Annotated in this window: 21 protein-coding genes; 17 read left to right on the top strand and 4 right to left on the bottom strand. The window is 67.7% G+C overall.

Features of this window, described 5'->3' with window-relative positions; translation table 11 throughout:
* Nucleotides 1-40 precede the first annotated feature (40 nt).
* From RN629_RS03175 to rplA, 7 genes are all read left to right on the top strand, one after another.
* Nucleotides 41-1,357, top strand: a complete 1,317-nt coding sequence (locus tag RN629_RS03175) for a chloride channel protein (RefSeq protein ID WP_407033821.1) — start codon at nucleotides 41-43, stop codon at nucleotides 1,355-1,357.
* A 131-nt stretch (nucleotides 1,358-1,488) separates the two neighbouring features.
* Nucleotides 1,489-3,534: a carbon starvation CstA family protein gene (locus RN629_RS03170; protein WP_407033820.1), complete on the top strand. Its 2,046-nt coding sequence runs from the start codon at nucleotides 1,489-1,491 to the stop codon at nucleotides 3,532-3,534.
* A 10-nt stretch (nucleotides 3,535-3,544) separates the two neighbouring features.
* On the top strand, nucleotides 3,545-3,727 hold the full coding sequence (locus RN629_RS03165; protein ID WP_407033819.1) for a YbdD/YjiX family protein: 183 nt from the start codon (nucleotides 3,545-3,547) through the stop codon (nucleotides 3,725-3,727).
* A 179-nt stretch (nucleotides 3,728-3,906) separates the two neighbouring features.
* Entirely contained in the window at nucleotides 3,907-4,104 is a 198-nt protein-coding gene (gene secE, locus RN629_RS03160) for a preprotein translocase subunit SecE (RefSeq protein WP_407033818.1), read from the top strand.
* Between the two features lie 9 nt (nucleotides 4,105-4,113).
* Nucleotides 4,114-4,650 carry a transcription termination/antitermination protein NusG gene (gene nusG / locus RN629_RS03155; RefSeq protein ID WP_407033817.1) on the top strand — a complete coding sequence of 179 codons (537 nt, stop codon included), beginning with the start codon at nucleotides 4,114-4,116 and terminating at the stop codon, nucleotides 4,648-4,650.
* Between the two features lie 239 nt (nucleotides 4,651-4,889).
* Nucleotides 4,890-5,321 (top strand): 50S ribosomal protein L11, encoded by a 432-nt coding sequence (rplK, locus tag RN629_RS03150; RefSeq protein WP_407033816.1) that lies wholly within the window; start codon nucleotides 4,890-4,892, stop codon nucleotides 5,319-5,321.
* 4 nt (nucleotides 5,322-5,325) lie between these two features.
* Nucleotides 5,326-6,018, top strand: coding sequence for a 50S ribosomal protein L1 (gene rplA / locus RN629_RS03145; RefSeq protein ID WP_407033815.1), 693 nt, complete (start codon nucleotides 5,326-5,328; stop codon nucleotides 6,016-6,018).
* 349 nt (nucleotides 6,019-6,367) lie between these two features.
* Here the strand turns inward: rplA and RN629_RS03140 are convergent, their stop codons facing one another.
* Nucleotides 6,368-7,183: an LD-carboxypeptidase gene (locus tag RN629_RS03140; RefSeq protein WP_407033814.1), complete on the bottom strand. Its 816-nt coding sequence runs from the start codon at nucleotides 7,181-7,183 to the stop codon at nucleotides 6,368-6,370.
* Between the two features lie 74 nt (nucleotides 7,184-7,257).
* Between RN629_RS03140 and RN629_RS03135 the strand changes: the two genes are divergently transcribed.
* From RN629_RS03135 to RN629_RS03095, 9 genes are all read left to right on the top strand, one after another.
* Nucleotides 7,258-8,649, top strand: a complete 1,392-nt coding sequence (locus tag RN629_RS03135; RefSeq protein WP_407033813.1) for a UDP-N-acetylmuramate--L-alanine ligase — start codon at nucleotides 7,258-7,260, stop codon at nucleotides 8,647-8,649.
* A 63-nt stretch (nucleotides 8,650-8,712) separates the two neighbouring features.
* Nucleotides 8,713-9,123, top strand: coding sequence for a hypothetical protein (locus tag RN629_RS03130; protein WP_407033812.1), 411 nt, complete (start codon nucleotides 8,713-8,715; stop codon nucleotides 9,121-9,123).
* Nucleotides 9,120-9,320, top strand: a complete 201-nt coding sequence (locus RN629_RS03125; RefSeq protein WP_407033811.1) for a helix-turn-helix transcriptional regulator — start codon at nucleotides 9,120-9,122, stop codon at nucleotides 9,318-9,320. Before RN629_RS03130 ends, RN629_RS03125 begins: the two co-directional genes overlap by 4 nt.
* Nucleotides 9,321-9,428: 108 nt before the next feature.
* On the top strand, nucleotides 9,429-10,160 hold the full coding sequence (locus RN629_RS03120; protein ID WP_407033810.1) for an alpha/beta hydrolase: 732 nt from the start codon (nucleotides 9,429-9,431) through the stop codon (nucleotides 10,158-10,160).
* The gene (locus tag RN629_RS03115) at nucleotides 10,157-10,906 is read left to right on the top strand and encodes a tetratricopeptide repeat protein (RefSeq protein WP_407033809.1); all 750 of its coding nucleotides are present in this window, start codon (nucleotides 10,157-10,159) and stop codon (nucleotides 10,904-10,906) included. The genes RN629_RS03120 and RN629_RS03115 overlap by 4 nt, the downstream gene beginning before the upstream one ends.
* Nucleotides 10,907-10,967: 61 nt before the next feature.
* On the top strand, nucleotides 10,968-11,246 hold the full coding sequence (locus tag RN629_RS03110; RefSeq protein ID WP_407033808.1) for a hypothetical protein: 279 nt from the start codon (nucleotides 10,968-10,970) through the stop codon (nucleotides 11,244-11,246).
* A gap of 10 nt (nucleotides 11,247-11,256) precedes the next feature.
* Entirely contained in the window at nucleotides 11,257-11,973 is a 717-nt protein-coding gene (gene gloB, locus RN629_RS03105) for a hydroxyacylglutathione hydrolase (protein WP_407033807.1), read from the top strand.
* Between the two features lie 37 nt (nucleotides 11,974-12,010).
* Entirely contained in the window at nucleotides 12,011-12,445 is a 435-nt protein-coding gene (locus RN629_RS03100) for a hypothetical protein (RefSeq protein WP_407033806.1), read from the top strand.
* Nucleotides 12,445-12,810, top strand: coding sequence for a hypothetical protein (locus RN629_RS03095; RefSeq protein ID WP_407033805.1), 366 nt, complete (start codon nucleotides 12,445-12,447; stop codon nucleotides 12,808-12,810). Before RN629_RS03100 ends, RN629_RS03095 begins: the two co-directional genes overlap by 1 nt.
* Nucleotides 12,811-12,859: 49 nt before the next feature.
* Here RN629_RS03095 and hslU read toward each other — a convergent pair whose 3' ends face one another.
* The 3 genes from hslU to phaR all read right to left on the bottom strand — a co-directional run bounded on the left by hslU (nucleotide 12,860) and on the right by phaR (nucleotide 15,609).
* The gene (gene hslU / locus RN629_RS03090) at nucleotides 12,860-14,158 is read right to left on the bottom strand and encodes an ATP-dependent protease ATPase subunit HslU (RefSeq protein ID WP_407033804.1); all 1,299 of its coding nucleotides are present in this window, start codon (nucleotides 14,156-14,158) and stop codon (nucleotides 12,860-12,862) included.
* A 13-nt stretch (nucleotides 14,159-14,171) separates the two neighbouring features.
* On the bottom strand, nucleotides 14,172-14,714 hold the full coding sequence (gene hslV / locus RN629_RS03085) for an ATP-dependent protease subunit HslV (RefSeq protein WP_037569098.1): 543 nt from the start codon (nucleotides 14,712-14,714) through the stop codon (nucleotides 14,172-14,174).
* Nucleotides 14,715-15,051: 337 nt separating this feature from the next.
* A complete protein-coding gene (gene phaR, locus RN629_RS03080; protein WP_407033803.1) occupies nucleotides 15,052-15,609 on the bottom strand; it encodes a polyhydroxyalkanoate synthesis repressor PhaR in 558 nt (185 codons plus the stop codon).
* Between the two features lie 39 nt (nucleotides 15,610-15,648).
* Between phaR and RN629_RS03075 the strand changes: the two genes are divergently transcribed.
* On the top strand, nucleotides 15,649-16,725 hold the full coding sequence (locus tag RN629_RS03075; protein WP_407033802.1) for an alpha/beta fold hydrolase: 1,077 nt from the start codon (nucleotides 15,649-15,651) through the stop codon (nucleotides 16,723-16,725).
* Nucleotides 16,726-16,741: the final 16 nt, after the last annotated feature.

Here is a 16,741-nt window from a genome sequence, read left to right as displayed (position 1 = left end):
CCCGGCTGGTCTTTTTCCTTGGGAGGTGTAAGCGACATCCATGTCGGATTCGGAGTCCATTTCCCCATCGCACCACCGATGGACGCCCAGTCGCTATCGCGCCCTGCTCCGCACGCAAAGACCGAGCACGATCCAGTTCCGGACCCGGCTCGCCATCCTGCTGGGGGCGGTGGCGATCGGCTTGGCCGCGACGCTCTTCGCGCTCGCCGCCGATACCGCTGGCCGGATGTTCGCGCTCTATGCCGCCCGCTATCCCTATGCCCCGCTCGTCACCACGCCGATCCTGTTCGCCGCGCTGGTCTGGCTGACACGGCGCTACGTGCCGCTGGCGCGCGGTTCGGGCATTCCGCAGGTGATCGCGGCGCAGGAGGACCCCGAACGCGCCACCCATTCGCTGGTGTCGATCCGTACCGTGATCGGCAAGGCGTTACTGACCATCATGGCGGTGCTGGGCGGCGCGTCGGTCGGGCGCGAAGGCCCGACGGTGCAGATTGCCGCAGCGGTCATGGGGCTGAGCCACCGCCTGCTGCGCGTGCCGTTGCGCGGCGCGGTGCTGATCGCCGGGGGGGCGGCGGGGGTCGCCGCGGCGTTCAACACGCCGATCGCCGGGCTGTTGTTCGCGATCGAGGAACTCGCCTCCGCCTATGAGCAGCGGGTCACGCTGCTGGTGATCGCCGCGATCGTCATCGCGGGCATGGTCGCCCAGTCGGTGCAGGGCGACTATGTCTATTTCGGCGTGATCGGCGCGCATATGGGTGTCACCTCCGCCCTGGTCGCGGTGCCGGTGATCGGGCTGGTCGGCGGGCTGGTCGGCGGGCTCTTCTCACGCCTGATGCTGATGCTCGCGATCGGCACCAACCGGCTGACCCGCTGGACCAAGGCCCATCCGGTCGTCTTCGCCGCGCTGTGCGGGCTGGTGGTCGCCGGGCTGGGCTGTGCCACCGGGCTGACCTGGGGCACCGGCTATGGCTCGGCACGGGCGATGATCGCGGGGGCCGATGCGCCGCTGTGGTTCGGCCCGGCCAAGCTGGTCACCACGCTCGCCACCGCGGTCGCCGGACTGCCCGGCGGCATTTTCGCCCCCTCGCTGGCGGTGGGCGCGGGCGTGGGCAATCTGCTGTGCCCGCTATTCCCCGGTTCGCCGTCTTCGGCGATCGTTATCCTGGGCATGGTCGCCTATTTCGCCGGCGTGGTGCGCGCGCCGCTGACCGCCGTCATCATCCTGTCGGAGACGACCGCCAGCCGGGGCCTGATGCTGCCCATGTTCGCGGTCGCGTTCCTGGCCGACGGCGCAAGCACGCTCGTCTGTCGCGAGAAACTCTATCACGGCCTGTCGCGCACCTTCTCCATGCATTGAGAACCGCCCGCGCAAGGCCCGCTCTCCTCACTCCCCCATTGCCTTCACCCATCGATCGTCTTTCCGGGGTGGCGTGATCGGACCCGGACGGTAAAGATCCCGCCGGACAAACGAGAGAGGACCGGCGGGGCATGACGAAACACCTCCCCTGGATCGCGCTGGCGATCATGGGCGCGGGCGCACTGGGCGTGATCGCCACGGTGCGGGGCGAACCGATCAACGCACTGTGGATCGTCGCGGCGGCGGTCTCGGTCTATCTCATCGCCTATCGCTATTATGCCCTGTTCATCGCGCGGGTGATCGGCATCGATCCGGCCCGCCCCACTCCCGCGATCCGCCGCGCCGATGGCCTGGACTATGTCGCAACCGACCGGACGGTGCTGTTCGGCCACCATTTCGCCGCGATCGCGGGGGCCGGACCGCTGGTCGGGCCGGTGCTGGCGGCGCAGATGGGCTATCTGCCGGGGACGCTGTGGATCCTGGCCGGTGTGGTGCTGGCCGGGGCGGTGCAGGATTTCCTGGTGCTGTTCCTGTCGATGCGACGCGACGGCCGTTCGCTGGGCGAATTGATCCGCATGGAGATGGGCCCGGTGGCGGGCACCATCGCGCTGTTCGGCGCCTTCATGATCATGGTCATCATCCTGGCGGTGCTGGCGCTGATCGTCGTGCGGGCGCTGGCCGAAAGCCCCTGGGGACTGTTCACCGTCGCGGCCACCGTGCCGCTCGCCATGCTGATGGGCGGCTATACCCGCTGGGTCCGGCCGGGGAAGATCGGCGAGGTGTCGATCATCGGCTTTATCGGCCTGATCCTCGCCATCGTCTATGGCCAGTCGGTCGCGCAATCGGCGGTGTTCGCGCCGCTGTTCACCTTCACCCCGGTGCAGCTCTGCTTCCTGCTGATCGGTTACGGCGCGGTCGCCTCGGTCCTGCCGGTGTGGCTGTTGCTCGCCCCGCGCGACTATCTGTCGACCTTCCTCAAGATCGGCGCGATCGTGGCGCTGGCCATCGGCATCGTCATCATGGCGCCCCCGCTGAAGATGCCCGCGCTAACGAAGTTCATCGACGGCAGCGGGCCGGTCTGGGCGGGGCCGCTCTTCCCCTTCCTGTTCATCACCATCGCGTGCGGTGCGGTGTCGGGCTTCCACGCGCTGATCGCCAGCGGCACCACCCCCAAGCTGATCGCCAGCGAGAAGGACGCGCCGTTCATCGGGTATGGCGCGATGCTGATGGAAAGCGCGGTGGCGATCATGGCGCTGGTCGCGGCCTCGATCCTCGATCCGGGCGTCTATTTCGCGATGAACGCGCCCGCCGCCGTGCTGGGCACCGACCCCGCCAGCGCCGCCGCCGCCGTCACCGCGATGGGCTTCCCCATCTCGGCCGATACGCTGGCGCAGGTGGCCAGGGATGTCGGCGAGCATACGATCATCAGCCGCGCAGGCGGCGCGCCGACGCTGGCGGTGGCGATGGCGGAGATTTTCAGCCACCTGTTCGGCGGACAGGCGATGAAGGCCTTCTGGTATCACTTCGCGATCCTGTTCGAGGCGCTGTTCATCCTGACCGCCGTCGATGCGGGCACACGCGCAGGGCGGTTCATGTTGCAGGACCTGATCGGCCTCGTCGTCCCCGGCTTCCGTGGATCGAGCAAGGTCGCGCCGGGGCTGATCGCGACCGGCCTGTGCGTCGCGGCCTGGGGCTTCTTCCTCTATCAGGGCGTGACCGATCCGCTGGGCGGGGTGAACACGCTGTGGCCACTGTTCGGCATCTCCAACCAGATGCTGGCCGCCGTCGCGCTGATGCTGTCGACCGTCGTGCTGTTCCGCATGAAGAAGGACCGTTTCGCCTGGATCACGGTGGTGCCGACCATCTGGCTGCTCGCCTGCACATTGACCGCGGGGTGGCTGAAGATCTTTTCCAGCGACCCACGCGTCGGCTTCCTGGCCCATGCCGACCGGTTCGCGACGGCGGCGGCGGACGGGAAAATCCTGGCCCCGGCCAAGACCATGGCCGAGATGGGCCGGATCGTGTTCAACGACCGGATCGACGCCGGGTTGAGCGCGATATTCCTCGGCGTGGTGGTGGCAATCCTCGTCTATGCGGTGCGCACCTGCCTGATCGCCCGGCGAATCGACCGGCCGAGCGTCACCGAAGTGCCGCCCGAGATGGTCGCCGCCGAATGAGCCGGGGCGCATGAGCTGGCTGGCCCGGTTGCGGGCGATCGGCAACGCGATGGTCGGGATGCCGAGCTATGACGCCTATCGCGCGCACATGGCCGCCACGCATCCCGACCGGGAGCCGATGGACGAGGTGACGTTTTTCCGCGAGCGTCAGCAGGCGCGCTATGGCGGAAAGAATGGCGGTCGCTGCTGCTGAGTCGATCCGTGGCAGCGACGCATCTTCGGCCCGCCCTTGCCTTTTACCCCATGCACGGCTACATCGCGTGCCCATCCGAACAGCGCGGACGGACCTTTCGTCGCAGGACCCCCGGGTCAGGCGACGGCGGACCCATGCCCCGCTGACCCCTATTCAACGCAGGTGCGGGAACGGCACGAGTGGCGAAGACGACCCCCATCGAATTCTTCCAGCAGGTCAAGACCGAGACCAAGAAGGTCGTCTGGCCGACGCGGCGCGAAACGGTGATGACCGGCGTGATGGTGGTCGTGATGACCACGATCCTCGCCATCTTCTTCCTGGCGGTCGACTCGTTCTTCGAGGCACTGGTCCGCGCGCTGCTCTCGCTCGCGAAGTAAAGGTTCCCCATGGCGCGCTGGTACATCATCCACGCTTATTCCGGTTTCGAGGGCAAGGTCCGCGACTCCATCATGGCCGAGGCGACCCGCCTGGGCCTGGACCATCTCGTCGCGCAGATCGAGGTGCCGACCGAAACCGTCACCGAGGCGCGGCGCGGCAAGAAGATCGCTGTCGAGCGCAAGTTCATGCCCGGCTATGTGCTGGCCAAGCTCGACATGACCGACCAGGTCTATCACCTGGTCAAGAACACGCCGAAGGTGACCGGCTTCCTGGGCGCGATGGGCAAGCCCCAGGCGATCAGCGAGGCCGAGGCCGCGCGGATGCTCAACTCCAAGGAGGAGGCCGCCGCCGCCCCCAAGCACAAGGTCAAGGTCGATTACGAGATCGGCGATGCGGTCAAGGTGCTGGAAGGCCCCTTCGCCAGCTTCAACGGCGTGGTCGAGGAACTCGACTTCGACAAGTCCAAGGTCAAGGTGTCGGTGTCGATCTTCGGTCGCGCGACTCCGGTCGAACTGGATTTCGAGCAGGTCGAACGCTCGAAATAAGATCGCACGATCGGACGGGAAACGGGCCGGGGCGGCGACGCCACCGGCCTTTTTCATGCCGCCTCGCGCGCCGCCGCTCGCGCCGCGCGAAACACCCGTCGGGCCACCTTGCCATTCACCCCATTTTCGGCTATCGGCCCGCGCTTCCCTAGCATCATGCGACGGAACCCTTGCGGGAGGGTGCGCTGGCTCATGCCTCGCGTGCCCGTCACGACCGCTAGACTCGAAAAGAGAGTGACATGGCAAAGAAGATTACCGGCTATATCAAGCTGCAGGTGCCTGCGGGCGCCGCCAACCCCTCGCCGCCGATCGGCCCGGCGCTGGGTCAGCGCGGTGTAAACATCATGGAATTCTGCAAGGCGTTCAACGCGCAGACCGGCGAAGTCGAGAAGGGCACCCCGCTGCCCACCGTCATCACCGTCTATGCCGACCGTTCGTTCTCGTTCGAGACGAAGACCGCGCCTGCGACCTACCTCATCAAGAAGGCGGCCAACCTGAAGTCGGGCTCGAAGGAGCCGGGCAAGGTGTCGGCGGGCAAGATCGCGCGCTCCAAGCTCGCGGAAATCGCCCAGGCCAAGATGAAGGACCTGAACGCCAACGACATCGAGGCTGCGACCAAGATCATCGAAGGCTCCGCCCGCGCGATGGGCCTCGAAGTGGTGGAGGGCTGATATCATGGCGAAGCTGACCAAGAAGCAGAAGGCCGTCCAGATCGACGCCGAGAAGCTGCACGGCATCGACGAGGCGATCTCGCTGGCGCGCACCCATGCGACCTCGAAGTTCGACGAGACGATCGAGATCGCCGTCAACCTGGGCGTTGACCCGCGCCACGCCGACCAGATGGTCCGCGGCGTCGTCACCCTGCCCAAGGGCACCGGCAAGACCGTTCGCGTGGGCGTGTTCGCCAAGGGCGCGAAGGCCGACGAGGCACGCGCCGCTGGCGCCGACGTCGTGGGCGCCGAGGACCTGATGGAAACCATCCAGGGCGGCACCATCGATTTCGACCGCTGCATCGCGACCCCGGACATGATGGGCGTCGTCGGTCGCCTCGGCAAGGTGCTGGGCCCCAAGGGCCTGATGCCGAACCCGAAGCTGGGCACCGTGACCATGAACGTCGCCGAAGCCGTCAAGGCGGCCAAGGGCGGTCAGGTCGAGTATCGCGTCGAAAAGGCGGGCATCATCCACTCGGGCATCGGCAAGGCGTCGTTCCCGGCGGAAGACCTGCGCGCGAACTTCGACGCGCTGGTCGATGCACTGATCAAGGCCAAGCCGTCGGGCGCGAAGGGCAAATATGTCCGCAAGATCGCCGTCTCGTCGACGATGGGCCGTGGCATCAAGGTGAACGTCGCGGAAGTCCCGGGCGCGTAATCACCGCCCGGCCTTGCGGCTGACAGGATCAAGGGGTCGGGACTTCGGTTCCGGCCCCTTTTCCTTTGGGATCCAGTGCGACGGGGCTCTCCCAATGCGGCGCGTGGTCATGTACCCTGCCGGGATGACCGCCTTTCCCCAGCCCGTCCTAGACTATTGGGACCAGAGCTTTGCGGCCACTCGCCCGAACGGTCGGGGCGATCTCGCCTATGCTGTCCTGGCCAGATACTGTGGCCTGAGGATGTTCGGGGTATGGACGACAGCAGCCATCCTACCTTCGCGGACGGCGAGTAGCAGCCCCAAGCCTCTTGCCGTCCCAGGGCCACCCGGGGCCAAGACCGCCGTCGGATCAGGCAATTCCGAACGGGACCAGATGATTGTCCTGCACATGCCCGATCCGCGCGCGGCCCAGATAGGGCACGCCCATCTCCCCGCACCAGCGCTGGATCATGAATTCCAGCGTCTCGCCCCAGGCGGGTTCATTGTCCTGCACATTGCTGACCGCGCCCAGCCGGACGCCCGCCAGCCCCTTCAACTGGGTGGCGTTGGCCATGGTGAAGAGCATCCGGTCGATCGCATACATATGCTCGGACACCTCCTCGATCAGCAGGACGTGATCGGTCAGGTCGGGCAGCCAGGGCGTGCCGATCAGCGCGGCGAGGATGGACAGGTTGAACGCCGCCGCCGGTCGCCCGTCGAGACCGGGCTCCAGCCCCTGCCGGTCGCCGCTCGCCAGCCAGCCGAGCGAGCGGGCGATCGTCACGTCGCCGCCCTGCCGCCGGATATCGCTGACCATCGGGCCATGCACCGGCCGCCCGATCCGCCGCGCATAGAGCGCCGCCAGCACGAAGCCGATGTCCGAATAGCCGATATAGGTCTTATGCCCCGCCGCGCCGTTCAGCTTGGGCATGACCCGCGACAGGATGCGATTCGATCCATAGCCGCCGCGCAGGAACCAGATGGCGTCGACCCCCGGATCATTCGCGAATTCGAGGAAGGCCGCCGCGCGCCGATCGTCCGACCCGGCGAAATGCCCGTCCTGCTCATAGCATTGCGGGTGGAAGATCAGGTCCAGTGCCGGATAGGCGATCGCGGCAAAGGCGCTGGCGGGTGCCTCGGCGGCGGGATTGCCGATGCTGGAAGGGGCGAGGATTCCGATCTTCATGCGGTTGTGATCCCCGGCACGACAAGAGGAGCAGGCATTGCCCTGAAGGGCCAAGTCGCCGATAGCGTGGCACCATGGACAACGGCAAATCCTGTTTTCTGGTGGGTATCGGCGGATCGGGCATGATGCCGCTGGCGATGATCTTGTGTGCGCGCGGCTGGACCGTGGCGGGATCGGATCGTGGGTTGGACCAGGGGCGGGTTGCGGCCAAGTTCGACGCGTTGCGCGCCGCCGGGATCGCGCTGTTCCCGCAGGACGGCTCGGGCGTGACCGCAGCGGACCAGCTGGTCATCGCCTCCGCGGCGGTCGAGGAGACGGTGGCCGATATCGTCGTCGCCAACCGGCTGGGCTGCCCCCGCGCCACCCGCGCGCAGATGCTCGCCAGCCTGTTCAACGACAGCGCGCTGCCCATCGGTGTCGCGGGGACCAGCGGCAAATCGACCGTCACCGGCATGATCGCCTTCATCCTGCACGAAACCGGACGTGACCCGACCGCGATGAACGGCGCGGTGATGAAGGACTTCGTCTCGCCCTACAGCCCGTTCGCCAGCGCGCTGGTCGGCAACGGCGCGGCGTTCGTCAGCGAGGTGGACGAGAGCGACGGCTCGATCGCGCTCTACGATCCGGCGATCGCCGTGCTGAACAATGTCAGCCTCGACCATAAATCGCTGGAGGAACTGCGCACGCTGTTCGGCGGCTTCGCGGCGCGCGCGCGCCATGTCGTCGCCAATGCGGGCGATCCCGAGACGGCGGCGCTGCTCGCCGATCTTCCCGACCTGACGACCTTCGCGGTCGAGGGCGCGGCCGATCTGGTGGCCGAGGCGCTGAAGCCCGAACCCTTTGCGATCGGGTTCGACATGGTGACGGGCGGCGCGGGCTATCATGTCCGCCTGTCGGTGCCGGGCCGCCACAATGTCTCCAACGCGCTGGCCGCGATCGGCGCGAGCGTGGCGGCGGGGGTGCCCTTGATCGACGCGATCCGCGCGGTCGAGCGCTTCACCGGTCTCAAGCGCCGGTTCGAGAAGGTCGGCGAGGCGAACGGCGTGACCGTGATCGACGATTTCGGCCACAACCCCGACAAGATCGCCGCGACGCTCGACACGCTCCACGCCTTTCCGGGCCGGTTGCTGATCCTGTTCCAGCCGCATGGCTATGGTCCGCTGAGGGTCATGCGCCGCGAGCTGGTCGACAGCATCGCCGCGCGGATGATGCCGGGCGACGTGCTGGCGATGCCCGACCCGGCCTATTTCGGCGGCACCGTCACGCGTGAGGTCACGAGTGCGGATATTACCGCCGACCTGCGCACACGCGGCGTCGATGCCCGCCATATCGCCGACCGCCAGGCGGCGGCGGACATGCTGGTGGCGGAAGCGCGGGCAGGCGACCGGATCGTGGTGATGGGCGCGCGCGACGACACGCTGAGCCTGTTGGCGCAGGAGATGGTGGAGAAGCTCGCCGAGACGTAAAGCTCGCTTGACGTAAAGCAAACTTTCCATGCAAAGCTCCCTTCACATTCGAAGGAGGTTGCGATGCCCATGCCCCCCGAAATCAAACGCTATACCCGCCGGCTATTGGTCACGATGACGCTGTACGGGGTCGCTCTGGTCGGGGCGAATATGTGGTTCCGTCATGCGCCCCCGGCGGGATTGCTGGCCTATATCGTCGCGATCCTGCCCGCGCTGCCGATCATGGGCGTATTCGTCGTCATCGGACGGCTGTTGATCGAAATGCGGGACGAATATGTGCGGATGCAATTTGTGCGACAGTCGTTGATCGCGACCGGCGTCACGCTGTCGATCACGACCGCCTGGGGTTTTCTCGAGGGCTTTCAACTGGTCCCTCATGCGCAGGGCTATTACGCCGCGACACTCTGGTTCAGCAGTCTGGGACTATGCGTGATGGTTCATACCGTCCGGGAAATCTGGCGCGCGCGCGTGTGAACAACCATCTCCGCACACTGCGCGCCGAGCGCGGCTGGAGCCAGCAGGATCTGGCCGCACGGCTGGAGGTCAGCCGTCAGAGCGTCAACGCGATCGAGACGGGGCGCTATGATCCATCCCTCCCCCTCGCCTTCAAGATCGCCGAACTGTTCGATCGGCCGATCGAATCGATTTTCATCAGCCCTTCGCGCGGCTGATCCGGCGGGCAAGCGCCCCCTGCCGTGACGGGGGGTCTTCGCCGGGGCCCTGCGCGGGAGCCCCAACATCCGGTTCCAATCTCCACGCCCCGCGCCTAGACCCACGTCATGACCAACACTGCACCCGGCACCCGCCCCAATCTCGCCTATCACTGGACGCCGGGCGACGGTCCGGCGATCGTCTTCCTGCCCGGCTATGCCTCGGACATGCAGGGATCGAAGGCGCTGGCGCTGGAACAATGGGCGCGGGCGAACGGGCGGGCCTTTCTGCGCTTCGATTATGGCGGCTGCGGCCAGTCGGAGGGGGCGTTCGAGGACCAGTCGCTGGCCGACTGGCGCGACGATGTGGTCGCGATGCTCGACGATGTGGTGAAGGGACCGACGGTGCTGGTCGGATCGTCGATGGGCGGCTGGCTGATGCTGCTCGCCGCGCGCGCTCGGCCCGATCAGGTGAAGGCGCTGGTCGGCATCGCGCCGGCGCCCGACTTCACCGACTGGGGCTTTTCGACCGAGGACAAGATGGCGATCCTCCAGACCGGCCGCCTGGAGCGCGCCAATCCCTATGGTCCGCAGCCGACCGTCTATACCCGCCGCTTCTGGTCGTCGGGGGAGGCCAACCGCCTGACCTTCGGCCCGATCGCGTTCGACGGCCCGGTGCGGCTGTTGCAGGGCATGGCCGATCCCGATGTCCCCTGGGCGCGCGCGACGCATCTGGCCCAGCTGATCGGTTCAGCCGATGTGCAGACTCTGCTCATCAAGGATGGCGACCATCGGCTGTCCCGCGACAGCGATATCGCGCTGTTGATCCGCGCCGTCGAGGACGTGTCGAGCCGCCTATGATCCTGCTCCCCTTCATGCTTGCCGCGCTCGCCAGCCCGGCCGACCTGCCCGCCGATCCGCGCGAGGCGCGCTATCGCCGCTGCGCCGCCACCGCCGAACGCGCCCCCGCCGCCGCGCGCGGCGAGGCGACTCGCTGGCAATTGGCGGGCGGCGGCTATTTCGCGCAGCAATGCACCGGCCTGGCCTATGCGACCGAGCGCAACTGGACGGCGGCCGCTCGGTCGTTCGAACAGGCCGCCCGCGCGGCGGAAACGGCGCAGGACAAGCGCGCCGCCAATTACTGGGCGCAGGCGGGCAATGCCTATCTGGCGGCGGGCGATGCCCCCCATGCGCGCGCCGCGCTCGACGCCGCGCTCGCCTCGGGCGATCTCGACGATTTCGCGCGGGGCGAGGCGCAGCTCGACCGCGCCCGCGCGCTGGTCGCTGCGGGACAGGTGGCCGCCGCGCGCACCGATCTCGACGCGGCGCTGATCCATGCCTCGGCCGATCCGCTCGCCTGGCTGTTGTCGGCGACGCTGGCACGGCGGATGAACGACCTGCCCCGCGCGCAGAAAGACATCACACAGGCGCTGGCCCGCGCCGCCGACGATGCCAATGTCCAGTTGGAGGCGGGCAATATCGCCGCCATGGCGCAGGATGAGGCGGGCGCGCGGAAGGCGTGGAGCGAAGCCGCCCGCCTCGCCCCGCCCGACAGCCCGACCCACGCGGCGGCGGCCGGGGCGCTCGCCCAGTTTCCGTCTCGCTGAACCGAGCAACCGGACCTGAACCGACCGCGCCCACCCGTCCATATCGAAGGCCTTCATTCCGATGCGTGACCCGCATGCCATGATCCACGTCGACAATCCCGACGCGACGATCCGCTTTTTCGAACGCCCCGGTCTGCGACCGGCGCGCCTCAAAGGCCCTGAGGGCAGCCGCCATTTCCGTCATCCAACGGACGCCGGGCTCGCGATCGACCGGCCTCGGCGAGACGGGCCGATGGCCTTCGTCAAGACAGCCGAAGGGGTACCGATAGCGCTATTGCAGGACGCGGCACTACCGCCCGCCAAACCTTGGCTCTCGATGTCCAGGGCCGGAAGCTGGTAAGGCGCGTTCCATGGAAATCGTCCGAGTCCCCGTCCTGTCCGACAATTATGCCTGGCTGATCCACCATGCCGGGCGCACCGTGGCGCTCGATCCGGGGGAGGCGGCGCCGGTCCAGGCCGCCGCCGCCGCGCGCGGGTGGCGGATCGACGAGGTCTGGCTGACCCATTGGCATCCCGACCATGTTGGCGGCGCGGGCGCGATCCAGGCCGACGGCGCGCAGGTCGTCGGCCCGGCGGCGGAAGCGGCCAAGATCGTCGGACTCGACCGCCTGCTGGCCGAGGGCGACCGAATCGCGCTGGGCGAGGCGGAGGCGACCATCTGGTCGGTGCCGGGGCATACCGCCGGACATATCGCCTTTCACTTCGCGGACCGGGGGGTGGTCTTCACCGGCGACACGCTGTTCGCGATGGGCTGCGGGCGGCTATTCGAGGGGACGGCGGAGCAGATGCACGCCAATATGCGCCGTTTCGCCGCGCTGCCCGAGGATACGCGGGTCTATTGCGGGCATGAATATACCCTCTCCAACGCACGGTTCGCGGCGGCGGTCGAGCCTGACAATGCGGCCATCGCCCAGCGCCTGGCGGAAGTGACCGCGATGCGCGAGCAGGGGGAGCCGACCGTCCCGACGACGATCGCGCTGGAGCGGGCGACCAACCCCTTTCTGCGCTCGGTCGATGCGCAGGAATTGGCGGAGCGGCGTGCAGCCAAGGACGCGTTCAAGGGTTGAACAGGGGCTACGGGGAATGATTTCTGGAGTTCGATCGATGCGCATCACCCCTTTCCTCCCCCTGTCACTGGCGCTGCCGCTGACCGTGCTCGCCGCCTGCGCGCCCACCGCCGCCGAACAGGCGCGGATGGCGCAGCGCAGCGCCGACGATCAGACCGCCCTGGCGCGCGACCTGCGCGGGCTGGTGGCGCAAAAGCCGACCCAGTGCATCAGCCAGTATCAGACGCAGCAGATGCGCGCCTATGGCCCGACCATCGTCTATACGGTGTCGCCCCGGCTGAAATATGTCAGCCGCACCCAGGGCGGATGCGAGGGCGTGGGCGAAGGCGCGCGCAACGATATCCTCGTCACCCGCACCTCCACCGGACAGCTTTGCGCAGGCGATATCGCGCAGACGGTCGACCGGACCTCGGGCTTCTTCACCGGCAGTTGCAGCTTCGGGCCGTTCGTCCCCTATCGGGCCGGCAAGTGATGCGCGGCCGGATGATGACGCTGGCGGCGCTCGGCCTTGCGCTGACGGCCGCCCGGTCCGACCCCTTTGCCGGCCGGGTCGCGGGTCCGCCCGTGCAGTGCGTCGGTACCAGCGCCGCGCAATCGGGGCCGAGCATCGCCGACAACGGCACGATCGTCATCGATGCGGGCGGACGACGCATCTGGCGCGCGCAGGTGCGCGGCATGTGCCCGGGGCTACAGCCGTTCAACACGCTGATCGTCGAGCGCTGGGGCTCGCAGCTATGCCGCAACGATCGGTTCCGGGTGCTGGAGCCGGGCCTGTCGATCCCGTCGGCCTGGTGCTTCTTCGACGGCTTCGTCCCCTATGACCGGGTGAAGAAGTAACGCGGATCGCCAGGGAAGGGCCCGGTATCGGCCGGGCCCTTCTTGCGGGTCAGAGGACGAACCGGCTGAGGTCGGTGTTGCGCGCGACCGCCGACAATTGCCGGTCGACATAGGCGGCATCGATGGTCAGCGTGCTGCCCTGACGATCCTCGGCCTCGAAGCTGATCTCTTCCAACAGCTTTTCCATCACGGTCTGGAGCCGCCGCGCGCCGATATTCTCGACCTGCCCGTTCACCTCGGCGGCGATGCGGGCGATCGCGGCGATGCCGTCCTCGGTAAAGGAAATCTCCACCCCCTCGGTGCCGATCAGCGCCTTATATTGCACGGGCAACGACGCCTTGGTGTCCGACAGGATCGCAACGAAATCTTCCTCGGTCAGCGCCTTCAGCTCGACCCGGATCGGGAGGCGGCCCTGAAGCTCGGGCAGCAGGTCGGACGGCTTGGCGACGTGGAACGCGCCGGACGCGATGAACAGGATATGGTCCGTCTTCATCGGGCCATATTTGGTCGAGACGGTCGTCCCCTCGATCAGCGGGAGAAGGTCGCGCTGCACGCCCTCGCGGCTGACCGAGCCACCGCGCACGTCGCTGACCGCGATCTTGTCGATCTCGTCGAGAAAGACGATCCCGTTCGCCTCGGCATCGGCCAGCGCGGTGCGGCTGACCTCGTCCTGATCGAGCCGCTTGTCCGCCTCTTCCTCGACCAGCTTGGTCCAGGCGGCGCCGACGGTCAGCTTGCGACGCTTGAGCGGCTGGCCGCCGCCGAACGCCTTGCCCATCATCTCCGACAGGTTGATCATCTGCGGCGCGGCACCGGGAATCTCGAACGGCATGGCCGGGGCCTGTTCCAGTTCGATCTCGATCTCGGTCTGGTCGAGATGGCCATCGCGGAAGCGCTGGCGGAACGCCTCGCGCGTCGCCTGGCTGGAGTCCTTGCCGACCAGCGCGTCGAGCAGGCGGTTGAGCGCCGCCTCTTCCGCCTTGTCCTTCACCGCGACGCGGCGGCGTTCCTTTTCCAGCCGGATCGCCTCCTCGACCAGGTCGCGGGCGATCTGCTCCACATCGCGGCCGACATAGCCGACCTCGGTGAACTTGGTCGCCTCGACCTTGACGAAGGGGGCATCGGCCAGCTTGGCCAGACGGCGGCTGATCTCGGTCTTGCCGCAACCGGTGGGGCCGATCATCAGGATGTTCTTGGGCGTCACCTCGTCGCGCAGGTCGGCGCCGAGACGCTGGCGGCGCCAGCGGTTGCGCATCGCGACGGCGACCGCGCGCTTGGCGTCGGCCTGGCCGATGATATGCGCGTCGAGCGCGGCGACGATCGCCTTGGGGGTCAACTGGTCGTTCATGGGAGCTTTCGGGTTACTGCGCGCCGTCGATGGCTTCGAGCGTGACGCGGTCATTGGTGTAGACGCAGACATCTGCGGCGATCGCCATCGCCTTGCGCGCGATCGTCTCGGCATCCTGTTCGTAATCGTCAAGCGCACGGGCGGCGGCGAGCGCGTAATTGCCGCCCGACCCGATCGCGCAAATCCCATTCTCAGGCTCCAGCACGTCGCCATTGCCGGTCAGGATCAGCGTGACGTCCTTGTCGGCGACGATCATCATCGCCTCCAGGTTGCGCAGGAACTTGTCGGTGCGCCAGTCCTTGGCGAGTTCGACCGCGGCGCGCAGCAACTGGCCGTTATGCCGCTCCAGCTTGGCCTCCAGCCGCTCGAACAGGGTGAAGGCATCCGCCGTCGCGCCCGCAAAGCCGCCGATGACCGATCCGTCGCCCAGCCGCCGCACCTTGCGCGCATTGGGCTTCATGACCGTCTGGCCCATCGAAACCTGACCGTCCCCGGCCACCACCACCCGGCCGCCGCGACGGACCGAGCATATCGTCGTGCCATGCCAGGTGGGCATGGCGTGTTCATTCCCGCTCATGCGCGGCGATATGGAGGTGGGGATGCGCGGGTTCAATGGAGGGATTTCCGAGGTTTTAACCCGTCCCCCCCGTTCCAGCCTGAGCGCAGTCGAGGGCCACGCCGGACCCAGGCGGCGAGGCGCGGACATTCCTCCCCAGCAACGGGAGGTGGCAGCGTGTCAGCGCTGACGGCGGGGTGTCGCGCCATCCAGGGGAGGTCGCCCCGCCGTCAGCTTCACGCGTCCTCCTCCGCTGCAAGCGAGGCATAGAGATGCGCCCGGCGGTCGGCGTTGAAGCGTGGTTTTCGACTAGGCTCAGGCCGAAAGAGGGCGAGAATTACTCGCCCAGCTTCTCGATCTTGGCCTTCAGCGCCGCGAGTTCGGCCTTCAGCGCCGCCATCTCGGCATCCTTGCTCGCCGCCGATGCCGTCGGCGCGGCTGCTCCGGCCGCCGCCCCGGGCTTGAATCCCTGGGTCGCCGCCTCGAACATCGCTAGGTTCCGCTTGGCCAGGTCGGCGAACGGCGTGTTGGCGAACGCGCCCTCGACCGCCGACTTGAACTGTTCCTGATTGCGGCGAAAACTGTCCATCGACGCCTCCAGATAGCCGGGCACCATCGCCTGCATCGAGTCGCCGTACATCGAGATCAACTGGCGCAGGAAATTGACCGGCAGCATCGTCTCGCCCCGGCTTTCCTCTTCCATGATGATCTGGGTCAGGACATTATGGGTGATGTCTTCGTCGGTCTTGGCGTCGACCACCTTGAAGTCGCGACCGGCCCGGATCATCCCCGCCAGATGGTCGAGCGTGATGTAGGAGGATGTCTCGGTATTGTAGAGCCGCCGGTTCGCATATTTCTTGACGATCACGACGCCGTCCGCTGCCTGCTTCTTCATCGATCCCCGCCTTTCATGATTTTGGTGTAGCCTAACGCCATGGATTTCGCATCGCAACATGGTCCGCGCCCCCTGCCGCTGTTCCTGGAGATGCTGCGCAGCGAAGCCGCGGCCCAGCCCGATCTGGTCGCCCGCGCGCTCACCGGGCTGGAACGGTTTCAGCAGGCCCCGCGCGAACGGCCGATTCGCGCGCTGCCCGTCCGGCGGCGGCGCGGACGGGTGCGGCTGCGCGACGGGGGCGGAGGCAGGAATGGGGCCGATACGACCGGGGCCATCGGGCCGCCCGTCCTGTTCATCCCGTCGCTCATCAATCCGCCCTCGATCCTCGATCTGTCGCGCGACCGCTCGCTGATCCGCTGGCTGCGCGGGCGGCGCTGCCATCCCTGGCTGATCGACTGGGGCACGCCCGGCCCCCGCGACCGGGACATCGATGTCGCGGGGCATGTCGAGCGGTTCCTGTTGCCGCTGATCGCCAGTTTCCCGCAGCCGCCGGTGCTGGTCGGCTATTGCCTGGGCGGCACGCTCGCGATGGCCGCAGCGACACGGGCGCGGGTGGCGGGGCTCGCCATCATCGCCGCGCCCTGGCATTTCACCGGCTATGGCGCGGACGAGCGCGCCGCGATGGCCGCGCAATGGGCCGCGACCCGGCCGATCGCCGAGATGTTGGGCGTGGTGCCGATGGAGGCGCTGCAAGCCGGATTCTGGCGGCTGGACCCGGCGCGGACCATCGCCAAATACGCCGCCTTCGCCGATCTCGATCCACGGAGCGAGGCGGCACGGCGCTTCGTCCGGCTGGAGGACTGGGCGAATCAGGGGGCTCCCCTGCCCCATGCGTTCGGGCGCGAACTGTTCGAACAGCTCATTGCCGAGGATCGCCCCGGCCAGGGGCGGTGGCGCGTCGGCGGTGATTTTGTCACGCCCGCGCAATGCGATGCTCCTAGCGTCGAATTCGTCGCGACCGCCGACCGGATCGTGCCCGCCGCCACCGCCATCGGCCTGTCCGACCGGCGCGTGGGCGGCACCGGCCATGTCGGCATGGTGGTCGGCGGCCGCGCGGAGCGACGGCTCTGGCAACCGCTCGCCGACTGGATCGGGGGCCTGCCAGCGCCTAGATAGGGTGGAAGTTGAGAGG

This window comes from Facivitalis istanbulensis, from assembly GCF_040560405.1.
GTDB lineage: Bacteria > Pseudomonadota > Alphaproteobacteria > Sphingomonadales > Sphingomonadaceae > Sphingomonas > Sphingomonas istanbulensis.
The sequence above is the reverse complement of the archived record's forward strand: the minus strand, read 5'-3'. Positions and strand labels throughout refer to the sequence as shown.